A 13,917-nucleotide genomic window follows, 5' to 3' on the forward strand; every position below is an offset into this window, starting at 1 on the left:
ATTTTGTGCTGGCGGGCGCTACCGGTTCGCGGCATTCTCTGATCTAACAGGAGATGCGATGCCGGCTGCTCAAGGCGCCGACATTTGCCGTAAGATCTTGATCCGCTGCACGATTTCATCTGCTGCCGGTTCAAAACACGAGACTGGGAGCCAACCGTTTGAACCCGACGATCAAGGATGTTGCCCAGCGTGCCGGCGTTTCGGTCGGCACCGTTTCGCGCGTGCTTGCCAAGAACAAGACGGTGAACGAGGACATCCGGGTAAAGGTCGAGGCGACGATCGAGGCGATCGGCTACCGCCCGAACATCCTTGGCCGCAGCCTCCGGCTCGCCAAGACGGACATCATCGGCCTTGTCGTCCCTGACATTACCAACCCCTTCTTCGCCGAACTGGCCAAACACGTCGAAATGCTGGCCTCCGCCGAGGGCTATTCGGTCCTGCTCGCCAACACCCACGACGACCCGGAAGCGGAGAAGCAGCAGATCGAGACGCTGCTCGGCCGGCTTCCCGCCGGCCTGATCCTCGTCCCGGTCAGCAACAGCCTCGTCGACGGCCTGGTGGCCGGCACGCGGACGGTGACCGTCGACCGGCCCTTGAGCGGTCATGCACTCGTTGCCGTCGACAACCGGCAGGGCGGCTATCTGGCGGCAGACCATCTGCTCTCACTCGGCCATCGCCGGCTCGGCTATATCAGCGGACCGGGTACGACCGAAGTGTCGTCGGAACGGCGAGAGGGCTTTCTTCGCCGGCTCGAAGCGTTCAGGCAAACCCATGCCGGGGACTATGTCGCCCCGCAGATCGTCGAAGGCCACTTCGATTACCGGTCGGGCGAAGAGCTCGGCAAGCGGCTTTTGATGCAGCCCGCCGCCACCCGTCCGACGGCGATCGCCACCGCCAGTGACCAGCAGGCAATCGGCCTCTTGCGCGCCGCCGGCGACATGGGCGTGCGGGTGCCGAACGACCTGTCGATCGTCGGCTTCGACGACATCCCGCTCGCCTCGCTGGTGCTGCCGCGCCTGACGACCATCCGCCAGCCGATCGACGAGATGGCCCGCCTTGCGCTGGATGGCGTGCTCGGCAGCCACGCGCTGGAGGAGGAATACAAGCTGCAGCCGGTGCTGATGCGCCGCGGGTCCTGTGCCGCACCCTCAGGATCCTGACAACGGGTGCACGGCGGCAGGAGCGGCTGCAAAAATCCGCGCGGCTTTGCGGCAGCGCTGCACGCCAAGCTAGAGCCCGAACACCACCGCTCCTCCCGTGAGGCCGGCACCTGCCGCCGTCAACAGCAGATTTTCCCCGGCAACAAACGGCCTGGCCCGGTGCGCCAGCGAAAGTGACAGCGGGATCGTGGCCGCGGACGAGTTGCCATAGTCGGCAATTGTGCGCACCGTTCTTGACGGCTCGATGCCGAGGCGATCACAGACGGCGTCAAAGATCCGGGCATTGGCCTGATGCGGCACGAAGCGGCTGATCTCCACAGCAGCGCAGCCAGCCGCGTCCATGGCGCGCACAGCGCAGTCCGCCATCATCTCCACCGCCTGGGCGAACATTTCCCGCCCGTCGCGCATGGTCATCAGGACATCCTCGGCCGCCATGCCCGGCGAAAAAGGTTTGCTGCTGCCGCCGGCGGCGATCGAAATCAGGTCGTAGCGGCTGCCATCGGCTGCGAGATCGACACCGAGCAGCCCCGTTTTAGGATCGTCGGAAGGGGCAATGACGACGGCACCGGCCGCATCGGCAAAAAGCACGGCGCTTGCCCGCTCCGCCGGATTGATCCGGCGGCTGAGGATATTGGCGGCCACCACCAGGACCGGCTTTCCCTGTGAACGGACGAAACCGTCGGCAAGCGTCAGCGCGTAGAGAAAGCCCGAGCAGGCACCGGCAAGATCGATCGCGCCGGATTTGGCGAGACCGAGACGATAGGCGAGCAAGGGCGCTGAAGGCGGCAGCAGGTGATCGGGCGTCGAGGTCGCAAGCAAGGTCAGGGCGATATCGCTGCGCGGTATACCGGCATCATCGAGCGCCGCTGCCCCGGCGCCTGCGGCAAGCCCCGTCAGCGTCTCGCCGTCCTCGACCCAGCGTCGTTCGCGAATGCCGGTGCGCCGTTCGATCCAGCCGGGTTCCAGACCAAGCTTCGCCTCAATCTCGGCGTTGGCGACACGGCGCGCCGGCACCGCATGGCCGAAGCCTATCAGGCGTGACGATCGCGCGCCGCTCACGGCCGCCCCGCCGCAAACAGAGTTGCCGCCTCGTCGATGGCGTCGTAAGCCCGCCCCAGATCAGCCTCCGTGACGCAATAGGGCGGCATCAGGTAGATGACGTTGCCAAGCGGGCGGATCAGCAATCGGCGCTCGCGGAAAAAGGCGCGAAGCCTTGGCCCGACCTCGGAGAGGTAGCCGCCTGTCGGCACCCTGAGGTCAAGCGCGGCGATGGTTCCGGCCTGGCGGGCACCGCTGAACCTTGGGTCTCCGGCAAAGCGCGCCAGGAACCGGCGCTGCAGTTCGACCACGGTGTCGATGCGCGCGGACACCGGCTCTTTCGCCCACACCTGAAGATTGGCGAGTGCCGCAGCGCAGGCGATCGGGTTGGCGGTATAGGAGCTCGAATGAAAGAAGGTCTTGCGCCGATCTGCCGAAAGATGCGCCTCGAAGATCGCCACCGTGCAAAGCGTGGCAGCCAGCGGCAAGGCGCCGCCGGTCAGTCCCTTCGAGGTACAGAGAATATCCGGCGAAATGCAGGCTTGCTCGCAAGCAAACAGGCTGCCCGTCCGGCCCCAACCGGTCATCACCTCGTCGGCGATCAGCAGGCTGCCATGCCGTTCGGCGATCCGCTTCAACTCGGCAAGCACAGAAGCCGGGTAGGTCCTCATGCCGCCCGCGCCAAGCAGCAAAGGCTCGATCAACAGTGCTGCGACATCGCCTGCGGCGCAGAGCGCCGCGAAGGCATCGAGGGTCGCCTGTTCCTGACCCGGCTCCGGAAACGGCAGCCGGTCGACACTAAACAGCAACGGCGCGTAGGCGGCATTGAAAACACCGCGTTCGCCCACGGACATGGTGCCGATCGTGTCGCCATGGTAGCCATGTTCCAGCACGCAGATCCGGCGACGCGGCTGGCCCATATTGTGGAAGTAGCCGAGCGCCATTTTCAGCGCGACCTCCACTGCCGTCGAGCCGCTGTCGGAGTAGAACACGTGCGCGAGCCCGCCGGGGGCGATCTCGATCAACCCCTTGGCAAGCGCTTCGGCTGGCGCATGTGTATACTCGGAAAAGATGATCTGATCGTAAGCTTCCGTCGCTTCGCGGATCGCCTCCATGATGACGGGATGGCGATGGCCATGCGTGATCACCCACCAGGAAGAGATCGCATCGAGGATGCGCGCGCCGTCCTGATCGATAAGATCGGCCCCCTCAGTCCTTAAGATTTGCCGCATCGCCGGCTCCAGCGCATGCTGGGTGAAGGGATACCACACGGTGGCGTTTTTCATGCCGGCACCTCGCGAAAGTCGGTGATGTCGAAGTTTTCACGGAACGCCTGCCGCAGACGATCCGGCGTCAGGGGATCGAGCCGCGGCAGCCGCCCCAGCCGCCGAACGGCGCCCAGCTGTGAGATGACGGCCTCGCTGTCCGCCTGCTCATCGCCGATGAAGGCAACGCCGAAAACCGGGATCGCACGGCGAGCCAGCGCCTCGAGCGACAGCAGCGTGTGGTTGATGGTGCCGAGCCCGGTTCGGGCGCAGAGGATCACCGGCATTTGCCAGCGCGCAAAGACGTCAGCGTAGACTGTCCGCTCCGTGAGCGGCACCATGAGGCCGCCCGCGCCCTCGATGACGAGCGGCCGATCGACCGCGGGTGGCGAAAGCCGTTCGCACCGGATCTCGACGCCATCGATCCGCGCCGACAGATGCGGCGAGACGGGCGTGTTCAGCCGATAGACCTCCGGCAGAATACGGTCGGACGGGATACGGCCGAGGCGTTGCACGGTCTCGCTGTCGGTTTCCTCGTCGAGGCCCGATTGCACCGGCTTCCAGTAGCAGGCGCCAAGCGCATCGGTCAGCGCCGCTGAAAATATGGTCTTGCCGATGCCGGTATCCGTGCCGGTGACCACGAAACGGTGTGTCATGATCGCTCCTCTGCCATCGCGATCTTCAAGCGCTGCAGCATGCGTGCGATCATCGCCTCATCGACATTGAGCGTGATCGCCACTCGCAGCCGCGCCGTGCCTTCCGGAACGGTCGGCGGCCGGATCGCCCGGAGATCGAAACCCTCGGTCCGCAGGCGCGCGGCGATCCGGACGGCCCGATCGTTGTCGCCAACAAGGACCGGGAGAATTTGCGAGCCGCTGCCTTCGAACCCGAGCACTTCGGCCAGCATTCGGTTGGCGAAGGCCCGAAGACGATCGAACTCGGCCCGTCGCTCGGGCTCGTCCGCGACCATCGCCAGAGCCTCGCGGACGGCGGCAGCGATGAGAGGTGATGGCGCCGTCGAATAGATGAAACTGCGGGCGCGGTTGACGAGGTAGTCGCACAGAACAGCGCTCGCGCACACAAATGCGCCTGACACACCGAGGGCCTTGCCGCAGGTGTGCAGCATCACGACATTGTCTCGGCCCTCCAGCGCTGCCGTCAGACCGCGACCGTCGGGCCCGAACACACCGGTCGCATGCGCTTCATCGACGACCAGAAAGCCATCGTGCCGGTCCGCGAGCGCCGCAAGCGCGGGAAGCGGCGCCCGGTCGCCATCCATCGAATAGAGGCTTTCAACGGCAATCCACGGATGGCCGGTGCCTCCGCTGCCGCGCCACTTGCAAATCGCATCGTCGAATGCGTCGACATCGTTGTGGGCGACGGCCAGAGCGCGCGCTCTGCTCGCGGCAATGCCTTCATGCGCGCTCGCGTGAATGAGGGCGTCATGGACGATGATGTCGTCGCGCTGCGGCAATGTTGAAAACAAGGCCGCGTTGGCGGCGTAACCGCTGCCGAAGAAAAGCGCGCGTTCCGCTCCAAAGAACGCAGCCGCCTCCGCTTCCAGCATCTCGTGCTCCGCATGATTGCCACGCAGCAACCGTGAACCGCCTGACCCGACCGGCACGCCGCGCCCGATTGCAGCTGCCGTCGCCGCCTTGAGACGCAGCGAGCCGGCAATCGCCAGATAGTCGTTGGAGGTGAAGTCGATGCCGCTCGCGGCGATGAGTGCGCGGCGACGCCCCTTGCGATCGAGGCCGTGAAGCGTTTTCTCATAGTGGCTGAAGAGGCTCGCGGTCATTTGGCCGCGGCCTCCTTTTGCGCAAGCGCCATCGGCCTCAAACCGAGGCGGTGCAAGAGCGAGGCATCGTGGTCTTCTCCGGGATTGTCGGCGGTCAGCAGCGTCTCGCCGACGAAGATCGAATTGGCGCCGGCAAAAAAACAGAGCGCCTGCATCTCGTCGCTCATGTCGGTGCGGCCGGCCGAGAGGCGGACATCAGACGTAGGCATCAGGATGCGTGCAAGCGCAATGGTGCGAACGAAGTCGATCGGATCGACCGGCGCCGCATCGGCAAGTTTGGAGCCCGGAATGGGGATCAGCATATTGATCGGCACACTTTCGGGCGGCGCCGGCAGATTGGCGAGCGTCACCAGCATCGAGACCCGGTCGTCTGTCGTCTCGCCCATGCCTAAAATACCGCCGGCGCAGACCTTGATGCCGGCATCGCGGACGTTCGCCAGCGTCTCCAACCGGTCGGCAAAGCTGCGGGTGGTAATGATCTCGCCGTAGAAGCGTTCCGACGTGTCGACATTGTGGTTGTAGTAATCGAGACCGGCGTCTGCGAGCCGCTCGGACTGCTCAGGCGACAGCATGCCGAGCGTCATGCACGTCTCCAGCCCAAGCGCCCGGACGCCCCGGACCATGGCGACGATCGCATCCATGTCGCGTTCCTTCGGGCTGCGCCAGGCGGCCCCCATGCAGTAACGCGTGGCGCCACCGTCCTTCGCCTTTCGCGCCTCGGCCAGAACCCGCTCGACCTCCATCAACTTCGACGCCTTGAGCCCGGTCGGGTAATGCGCCGACTGGCTGCAATAGCCGCAATCCTCCGCGCAACCGCCGGTCTTGATCGATAGCAGACGGCTCATCTGGATGGCGTTTGGATCGAAATGCGCCCGATGAACGGAATGGGCGCGGAAGATGAGGTCGTTGAATGGCAGATTATAGATTTTCTGCGCCTCGGTCAGGCTCCAACCGATTTTTGTCGTTTCGACGGCCGCCAAGGCTGGCTCGATCGTCCTGTTTGCATCCAGCATGTTCCGTTCACTCCCCTGCTTGCGGCAAGCACTATCGATAGAATTTCATATTATCTATAATTTCTTTCGCGGCGATTGCGAGCAACCACCCAGCGGGGGAATTTATAAATCAACCCGCAATTAAAACGTGCATTCATATGACAGAACGAAGCGAAAGAGCAGTGAGAGCGCGGGGCAAGCGGATCGTCCAGATGCTCATTCGTTTTCGCAACACCCCGCGCAAGGCGCTGCAAATCGGCGCAATCACTGGCTTTCGGCATCCCAACAGGCTTGCGGATCACCGTTCTTTCGGCCATCCGGCGCCCGGTCCACAACATCAAAACACAACCATATTTAGCATCGACATTTTATAGATAATTTCGATTTTGGAGCGGCGCGTCCAGTGTTTACAACGGCACCTCTTGACAAGAACCGGTCCTGGCGCTCAGTTTGCAGCATTCACCAGGGGTGTCCCGACAAGGGGCTGAGATTCTGCTAGGCGTTTGCGCAGCGCAGTGACCCGTTGAACCTGATCCAGTTCATGCTGGCGTAGGGACGGTGCAGACATCGCTGCCGCAATCGCCGCATTTCGTGCGCGCATCGATCGGCAAGGCGTTCTTCCCTCCCTTCCGGTCCGTACTGGGTCTCCAACACTGGAGCCTCGGCATGCCTATCGCGACCCCGCCACCCTCACGCCGACGTCCCGCACGCCGCATGTGGATGCATCGATGAAGCGTATCCTCATCAAAGGCGCCGGCGTCGCCGGGCTGACATTGGCGCATGAATTGAGCGCCCGCGGCATCCAGGTGACAGTTACCGAGCGGCAGCCGGGGTTCGCAGGGGCGGCATCCTGGTTTGCCGGCGGCATGCTTGCGCCCTGGTGCGAACGCGAGAGCGCGGAGGAAGCCGTGCTGACGCGCGGCATCGGCGCGATAGACTGGTGGGACCGTACACTTCCGGGCGCAGTCTCCCGCAGCGGCACGCTCGTCATCGCTCCGCCGCGAGACGCGGCCGAACTCAAGCGCTTTGCCGCACGCACCTGCGGCTTCGAATGGCTTGACGCCGAGGCGATTGCGAAACTGGAGCCGGCGCTCGCCGGACGCTTCCAGCAGGCGCTGTTCTTTCCGGGAGAGGCGCATCTCGACCCGCGTCGGGCGCTTGTCCTGCTGCGGCAAAAACTGGCCGAGCGCGGCGTCAACTTCATTGGCGTGTCTGAGGACGACGGCGCACACGATCTGATCGCCGACTGCACCGGCGCGTCAAGCATCGACAGCATCAGCGGCCTGCGCGGAGTGCGGGGCGAAATGCTCTATCTTCAGACCGGCGAGGTGGCGCTGTCGCGACCGGTCCGGTTCATCCATCCGCGCATCCCGCTCTACATAGTGCCGCGCGGCAACGGTCTTTTCATGTGCGGCGCGACCATGATCGAAACGGCCGACGACGGACCGATTGCCGCCCGCTCGCTGATGGAGCTCTTGAACGCCGCCTATGCGCTGCATCCAGCCTTCGGCGAGGCGCGCCTCGTCGAAGCCGGAACCGGCGTCCGGCCCGCCTTTGCCGACAACCTGCCGCGCGTCACGCGCACCGGAAACACGATCACGATCAACGGGCTCTACCGTCACGGCTTTCTGCTTTCGCCTGCCATGGCTGCGGAAGCGGCCGACCTTGCCCTCGCCAGCGACCTGAAGGGAGATGCTGCATGAAACTGACCGTCAACGGCGAGGACCATGATCTCGCTGTCACCACGCTTGCCGAGCTCTTGGCCGCGCTCGACTTTGAAGGGGATTGGCTTGCCACCGCCATCAACGGCGAGCTGGTGCACCGAGCAGACCGGTCGGCACACCCGCTCAACGATCGCGATCGGATCGAGATCCTCTCGCCGATGAAGGGGGGTTGAGACATGCTGACGCTTTATGGCCAGGAACTGCGCTCGCGCCTGCTTCTGGGGACCGCGCGCTACCCCTCCCCCGCCGTGCTCGAAGACGCCGTTCGATCCTCCGGCACCGAGATCGTCACGGTATCGCTTCGCCGCGAAACCGCCGGCGGCCGCCAGGGCGGCGCCTTTTTCGAACTGATCCGTGCGCTTGGCGTCAACGTGTTGCCGAACACTGCCGGCTGTCATTCGGCGTCGGAGGCGGTGCTGACGGCCAAAATGGCGCGCGAGGTTTTCGCCACCAACTGGATCAAGCTCGAAGTCATCGGCCACCACGACACATTGCAGCCCGACGTCTTCGCGCTGGTCGAGGCGGCGCGCATCCTCAGCGCGGAAGGTTTTGAGGTCTTTCCCTATACGACCGACGATCTGGTCGTGGCCGAGCGCCTGGTCGAGGCGGGATGCAAGGTGTTGATGCCCTGGTGCGCGCCGATCGGCAGCGCCATGGGCCCGCAGAACGTCCCAGGCCTCAGAGCGATACGGGCGCAGTTCCCCGATATCCCACTGATCGTCGATGCCGGCATCGGTCGTCCTTCACATGCAACGACGGTGATGGAACTCGGTTTCGATGCGGTTCTGCTCAACACCGCCGTCGCCGGGGCGGTCAAGCCTGCCCTGATGGCCTCGGCCTTCGCACGCGCGGTCGAGGCCGGCCGCGAAGCATTCGAAGCCGGCATGCTCGAACCGCGCGATTTCGCCGTTCCCTCCACACCCGTCATCGGAAAGGCGGTATTTGCGTGAAACTCGATCCCTTCTACCTCATCGTCGACAGCGCGGACTGGATCGAGCGGCTGGTGCCGCTCGGCGTCAAGCTGGTGCAACTTCGTATCAAGGACCGCCCGGAAGCGGAACTGCGCCGCGAGATCGGCGCGGCCAAGGCAGTTTGCGACCTGCATGGCTGCCAGCTCATCGTCAACGACTACTGGCGCCTTGCGATCGAGGAAGGCTGCGACTTCGTTCACCTCGGGCAGGAGGATCTTGCCGAGGCGGATCTTGTCGATATCCGGGCCGCCGGACTGAAGCTTGGCCTCAGCACCCACGATGAAACAGAGCTGGAGACAGCCCTTGCCGCCAACCCCGACTACGTCGCGCTCGGACCGATCTACCCGACGATCCTGAAGCAGATGAAATGGGCGCCCCAGGGATTGCCGCGTCTTGCCGCCTGGCGCAACCGCATCCAGCCCCTGCCGCTTGTCGCCATCGGCGGGCTCAACATCGAACGGATTGCCGGCGTCTTCGAGCATGGCGCCGACAGCGCCGCCGTCGTCACCGATATCACGCGGAATGCCGACCCGGAGGGCCGGACGCGGGAGTGGATCGCAAGGACGGCCCCCTGGCGGCAAAACTGAACGCAGGCCCACGGCTCGCCCTCAGGCGATCGCCAGCTCCGAAAGCCGGGCCTGGCCGCGAGCCGTGGGTGCTCCCAACGCGTTCAGGAAACGACGGCGTTGTTACCTATGTCACGACGACGCAGCCGCTCGGCCAGCTCTGCGAAGACTTCCGTGCGCATCTTGCGCCGACGATGATCACCAAGGCCGCAGGGGGCGCTCGACGAGACAATCGCCCGTAATCTCGATTTTCGTTCAAGCCTGCGGCAGCGGACGGGCACCGGCGTCGAACCCGCGCCGGGCCGACAGCACGCCGGGGGCTGCGTCAATGTGCCTTAGCCATTGCAACCTCCAGTGCGTGAAGTGGGGGCGCGTCGGTAAGATTGGATTCAATCTTTTTGGGTAAGCTTCCGTTAGCTATTTCACACCTGTCGGCCGGCGATTGCCGTCGACCTTGTTTTGCGTACGGGTGCCCATGCGTCTTTCAGCTGCGACCGCGATCCTTTTTGCCGGCCTCATTGCGGGCTGCTCTTCCAGTTCGAGCCTGGACACCATCGCACCGCGGCCCTCCCGCGAAACGACCAGCTCCGTGGTGCTGTCGGCCGCACCGGTGCCCGCCGCCAATGTCGGTGCGAGGGTTGCGCCGGTAGCGCCGCCCCAGGACGTGCAGTCCGCACCGCCGCAGGAAATGCTCGCCTGGGCCGGCCCGGTTCCCGAGCCGGAAGCCTTCGCGCCCCAAGCCAATGCGACGACGACGATGGACACGCCCGTCCCTGGCGCGCGGCCGGTCGCCTTCGTGGCTCCGGCCAATCCGGTGACGCAGGCGATGCCGCAAAGCACGCAGGCGATGCCGCAAGGCACACCGGCAATGCCGCAAGGGCGCTCGCAGATCTACGGTCACCGTTTCCGTGACGCCAAGCCGATCAATTTCGGCCGCGCCAAGAATCCGCGCAAGATGGCAGTTCACGGCGTCGACGTGTCGCGCTGGCAGGGCGAGATCGACTGGCCGAAGCTGCGCACCCAGGGTGCGAACTTCGCCTTCATCAAGGCGACCGACGGCGGCGACCATCTCGACCCGATGTTCAGGAAGAACTGGCGCGCGGCCAAGGCGGCCGGCATGAGGCGCGGCGCCTACCACTTCTTCTACTGGTGCCGCACCGCCGGCGAACAGGCCGACTGGTTCATCCGCAACGTTCCGCGCGAACCGGGCGCCCTGCCGCCGGTCATCGACGTCGAATACAACGGCGAATCGAGCTGCAAGCGCCGCCTGTCGCCCGAGCGCGTACGTGAAAAGATGCAGGTCTTCATGGACAAGCTCGAAGCGCATTACGGCCAGCGTCCGATCATCTATACGGCACCGGATTTCTATAAGGACAACCTGCAGGGCGCGTTCCAGAAGTATCCGTTCTGGCTGCGCGCAGTTGCCCAGCATCCGTCCAAGGTCTACCCGAACCGCAAGTGGGTCTTCTGGCAGTATTCAGGCTCCGGTCTCTCGCATGGCGTCGACGGCAAGATCGACCTCAACGTCTTCCACGGCAGCGAAGCCGAGTGGCACAACTGGCTGGCGTCGCGCTGAGGCCGCGACCGGCCCTCACCGACCCTCGTCACGGCTGAGAAAAAGGAGCGTGCCGCCAAGCTCGGAGACAACGATCTGCCTCCTGTCCCAGACGAGCACGGAAACCGGCCGCGTCAGCCCGTCGAGGACAATTTCGCGGCGGCCGGTCGCCTCGTCGAACCGCAGCAGCCGGCCGCTCTCCGGCCGAAATCCTTGCTGCTGATCGTAGAGGCCGTGTTCAAGGATGAGCAATCGGCCTTCCGGGTCGAAGGCAACGGCCACCGGCGCGTTCAAGCCCTCGACATCCGGCCGCGGCGCCGCGTCCTCCCCTTTCTCCGAAATTGAAACGACCTTTCCGGCACCCGCCAGGAACGGAAAGCCGCCGAACAGGGTGACGACGAGGCGCCCATCCCGGAGCGCGATACCGGTCGGCACGGCGTCAACCTCGTAGCTGTCTTCGCCCTTGAACTCGGTTGGCGACAGCGTCTCCATCGCGGTCGCCTGTTGCCGCATGCGGCGGAAGCTCATAAGCGTCTGTTTGCGGCCATCGGCCCCAAGACGCTCCACGCTGTTTCGGGCAGAATCGACGACGTAATAGGCGTCGTCGGTCATGACGAGGTCGAACGGGTTCCAGAAATCGGCGCTGATGACGCGGCGCTCCCCGGCGCCATTGATGGCGACCAGCGCATGGTCATAGGGGCCCTCGTCAAAATTGGCCGGCGTCCACCCTTGAGCGACGATCAGGTCGTCACCGGCGCGCAGCACACGATAGGGGCCGGTCGGATCGCCGGTCACATCGAGGCCATGGGGAAAAGTTGGCCCGAACGCAACGAGTTCGCCACTCGGCATGCGCCGATAAAGCCGACCATTCACGAGATCGGTGACGAGAAGAGCGTCGCCGTCACGTGAAAGCCCGGCGAAGGCGGCGCCCGGCACGCGCACCGTTTCGAGCCTGTAGTCTGGCGCGACCAACGGCTCGGCGGCGGCGCCGACTGCCAGCAACAGAAAAGCCGTGGCGATCATCATTTGCCGGAATGCACGCATCGGAAGCCGCCATTGGCAGAGAACCGGAAGTCAGGATCATAGGCCAAACGATAGGTTGTCGTAAGATGCACCGGATCGCTGTTCCAGGACCCGCCCCGCAACACGCGATACGGCTTGGCGCCTGTGACTTCGGCCTTGGCCTCATAGGGCGCATAGAGGTCGCTGGTCCATTCCCAGACATTTCCGACCAGATTGAGTACCCCCTCACGACTGGCACCATCGGCGAAGGCCATGGCCGGCGCGGTCATCGCATAGCCGTCGCCGGCGTCGCCGGAGCAACAGGCCGTGGCACCCGCATTGACATGACGGTCCGTCGGCGCCGCGCCCCAGGGGAAAGCCTGACCCTTGGTTCCACGCGCCGCCCTCTCATATTGCTGCTCCGACGGAAGGGCGAGGCCGTAGTGGCGGCAAAAGGCGTCGGCATCCGCCCAGCTAACGCCGACGACAGGATGACCGTCCAAACCGAGAAGCGGATGGCCAGCATAGAAGGCCGAGCGATGACCCGTCGCGTCGACAAAGGCCCGATATTGACGGTTGGTGATTTCGGTGCGGTTGATGGTGAACGCACGACCCTGCAACAATCGGCGCGGGCGTTCGTTGACCGGGCCGTCATCGCTGCCGAAGACGAAGGGTCCGGCGGGAATTTGGACCAGCGGGTTGCCGGAGATCGGCCCGCTATCGGCGGCGACCGCCTCGGCCGCAAGCGTGATCGCCAGGACGGTCACCACCGCCCAAAGGTCAGAAGTCGACACGATGCTGCGTCTCACCATCGAAGAGAAACAACCGCTCAGGAGAGACCTTGATGCCGATCGGCTGGTCGATCTGGCCGGCGAAATTCTTGTCGGCGCGCAGGGTCAGCAATTGAGCGCCGAGCCGGAGGCTCACCAGCGTGTTCTCACCGGTAAGTTCGACAGAATAGATCGGCGCAACCAGATTGACATCAGGGTCCCCAGCGCCCGTCGCGTGTACATCTTCGGGGCGCACCCCGAGAACGGCGCGAGAAACGGTCGCCCGGCCGAGCCCGCCGGCCCGGAAGCCGGCATTTGTGAATACCCCGTCGTGCGCGTCCCCCGGGATCAGGTTCATCGGCGGAGAGCCGATGAACCCGGCGACAAAGAGCGTGCGCGGATCGCTGTAGATTTCCCGCGGCGTTCCGAGCTGCTCGATCACGCCCTTGTTCATGACCGCGACGCGGTGGGCCAGTGTCATTGCCTCGATCTGGTCATGGGTCACGTAGATCGTCGTGATCTGCAGCTCGTGCTGGAGATGTTTCAGCTCCGCGCGCATTTGTGTGCGCAGCTTGGCGTCCAGATTGGAAAGCGGCTCGTCCATCAGAAACACGCGCGGCGTGCGCACAATCGCGCGGGCGAGCGCGACGCGCTGGCGCTGGCCGCCGGAGAGTTCTTTCGGCAAGCGAGAGAGCATGGTCTCGAGTTCCACCCGGCGGGCGACTTCGGCGATCCGACGCTTGCGTTCCTCCGTCGGCACTTTGCGGATCTTGAGCGGGTAGCCGATATTCTCCTCGACGGTGAGGTGCGGATAAAGCGCATAGGACTGGAAGACCATGGCCACATCGCGATATTTCGGCAGGACGCCATTGATGCGTTCCGCATCGATAAAGATGTCACCCGATGTCGCCTCCTCGAGGCCCGCAACCATGCGCATCGTCGTCGTCTTGCCGCAGCCGGAGGGGCCAAGCAGCACGAGGAACTCCTTGTCCCGGACCTCGAGATTGAAATCGGTCACGGCGACGAATTCACCGAACTTCTTGGAGACATTGGTGAACGTGACGGACGCCATGGCC

General features: G+C 64.5%; 15 protein-coding genes and 1 riboswitch. Of the genes, 6 read left to right on the forward strand and 9 right to left on the reverse strand.

The window, feature by feature from the left end:
• The first annotated feature begins 158 nt into the window (after positions 1-158).
• Positions 159-1,160, forward strand: a complete 1,002-nt coding sequence (locus tag BBX50_RS26110) for a LacI family DNA-binding transcriptional regulator (protein WP_065778195.1) — start codon at positions 159-161, stop codon at positions 1,158-1,160.
• A gap of 69 nt (positions 1,161-1,229) precedes the next feature.
• On the opposite strand, the gene BBX50_RS26115 is transcribed toward BBX50_RS26110, so the two are convergent.
• From BBX50_RS26115 to BBX50_RS30150, 6 genes are read right to left on the reverse strand one after another with little or no spacing between them, the layout of a single operon-like run.
• Positions 1,230-2,219, reverse strand: coding sequence for a beta-ketoacyl-ACP synthase III (locus tag BBX50_RS26115; RefSeq protein ID WP_065778196.1), 990 nt, complete (start codon positions 2,217-2,219; stop codon positions 1,230-1,232).
• Entirely contained in the window at positions 2,216-3,484 is a 1,269-nt protein-coding gene (locus BBX50_RS26120) for an adenosylmethionine--8-amino-7-oxononanoate transaminase (protein ID WP_065778197.1), read from the reverse strand. Before BBX50_RS26120 ends, BBX50_RS26115 begins: the two co-directional genes overlap by 4 nt.
• Complete coding sequence (gene bioD, locus BBX50_RS26125) at positions 3,481-4,119, reverse strand: dethiobiotin synthase (RefSeq protein WP_065778198.1); 639 nt, start codon at positions 4,117-4,119, stop codon at positions 3,481-3,483. Before bioD ends, BBX50_RS26120 begins: the two co-directional genes overlap by 4 nt.
• Positions 4,116-5,261 carry an 8-amino-7-oxononanoate synthase gene (locus tag BBX50_RS26130; protein ID WP_065778199.1) on the reverse strand — a complete coding sequence of 382 codons (1,146 nt, stop codon included), beginning with the start codon at positions 5,259-5,261 and terminating at the stop codon, positions 4,116-4,118. The genes bioD and BBX50_RS26130 overlap by 4 nt, the downstream gene beginning before the upstream one ends.
• Positions 5,258-6,274: a biotin synthase BioB gene (gene bioB / locus BBX50_RS26135; RefSeq protein WP_065778200.1), complete on the reverse strand. Its 1,017-nt coding sequence runs from the start codon at positions 6,272-6,274 to the stop codon at positions 5,258-5,260. Before bioB ends, BBX50_RS26130 begins: the two co-directional genes overlap by 4 nt.
• 50 nt (positions 6,275-6,324) lie before the next feature.
• Positions 6,325-6,570 carry a hypothetical protein gene (locus BBX50_RS30150; protein WP_139108394.1) on the reverse strand — a complete coding sequence of 82 codons (246 nt, stop codon included), beginning with the start codon at positions 6,568-6,570 and terminating at the stop codon, positions 6,325-6,327.
• A gap of 137 nt (positions 6,571-6,707) precedes the next feature.
• A riboswitch (TPP riboswitch) is annotated at positions 6,708-6,827 on the forward strand.
• Positions 6,828-6,981: 154 nt separating this feature from the next.
• On the opposite strand from BBX50_RS30150, the gene thiO reads away from it, so the two are divergent.
• The 5 genes from thiO (at position 6,982) to BBX50_RS26160 (ending at position 11,090) form a co-directional block, all read left to right on the forward strand.
• On the forward strand, positions 6,982-7,956 hold the full coding sequence (gene thiO, locus BBX50_RS26140) for a glycine oxidase ThiO (protein WP_065778201.1): 975 nt from the start codon (positions 6,982-6,984) through the stop codon (positions 7,954-7,956).
• Positions 7,953-8,150 (forward strand): sulfur carrier protein ThiS, encoded by a 198-nt coding sequence (gene thiS, locus BBX50_RS26145; protein WP_065778202.1) that lies wholly within the window; start codon positions 7,953-7,955, stop codon positions 8,148-8,150. The genes thiO and thiS overlap by 4 nt, the downstream gene beginning before the upstream one ends.
• 3 nt (positions 8,151-8,153) lie before the next feature.
• Entirely contained in the window at positions 8,154-8,927 is a 774-nt protein-coding gene (locus BBX50_RS26150) for a thiazole synthase (RefSeq protein WP_065778203.1), read from the forward strand.
• On the forward strand, positions 8,924-9,535 hold the full coding sequence (locus tag BBX50_RS26155; protein ID WP_065778204.1) for a thiamine phosphate synthase: 612 nt from the start codon (positions 8,924-8,926) through the stop codon (positions 9,533-9,535). Before BBX50_RS26150 ends, BBX50_RS26155 begins: the two co-directional genes overlap by 4 nt.
• Before the next feature lie 454 nt (positions 9,536-9,989).
• Entirely contained in the window at positions 9,990-11,090 is a 1,101-nt protein-coding gene (locus BBX50_RS26160; RefSeq protein ID WP_065778205.1) for a GH25 family lysozyme, read from the forward strand.
• Between the two features lie 15 nt (positions 11,091-11,105).
• On the opposite strand, the gene BBX50_RS26165 is transcribed toward BBX50_RS26160, so the two are convergent.
• From BBX50_RS26165 to ugpC, 3 genes are read right to left on the reverse strand one after another with little or no spacing between them, the layout of a single operon-like run.
• The gene (locus tag BBX50_RS26165; RefSeq protein WP_065778206.1) at positions 11,106-12,113 is read right to left on the reverse strand and encodes a ScyD/ScyE family protein; all 1,008 of its coding nucleotides are present in this window, start codon (positions 12,111-12,113) and stop codon (positions 11,106-11,108) included.
• On the reverse strand, positions 12,092-12,829 hold the full coding sequence (locus BBX50_RS26170) for an SUMF1/EgtB/PvdO family nonheme iron enzyme (RefSeq protein WP_065778317.1): 738 nt from the start codon (positions 12,827-12,829) through the stop codon (positions 12,092-12,094). The genes BBX50_RS26165 and BBX50_RS26170 overlap by 22 nt, the downstream gene beginning before the upstream one ends.
• 22 nt (positions 12,830-12,851) lie before the next feature.
• Positions 12,852-13,913 (reverse strand): sn-glycerol-3-phosphate ABC transporter ATP-binding protein UgpC, encoded by a 1,062-nt coding sequence (gene ugpC, locus BBX50_RS26175; protein WP_065778207.1) that lies wholly within the window; start codon positions 13,911-13,913, stop codon positions 12,852-12,854.
• Positions 13,914-13,917 lie beyond the last annotated feature (4 nt).

The sequence above is a fragment of the Ensifer sp. LC11 genome, assembly GCF_001695835.1.
Taxonomy (GTDB): Bacteria; Pseudomonadota; Alphaproteobacteria; order Rhizobiales; family Rhizobiaceae; genus Ensifer.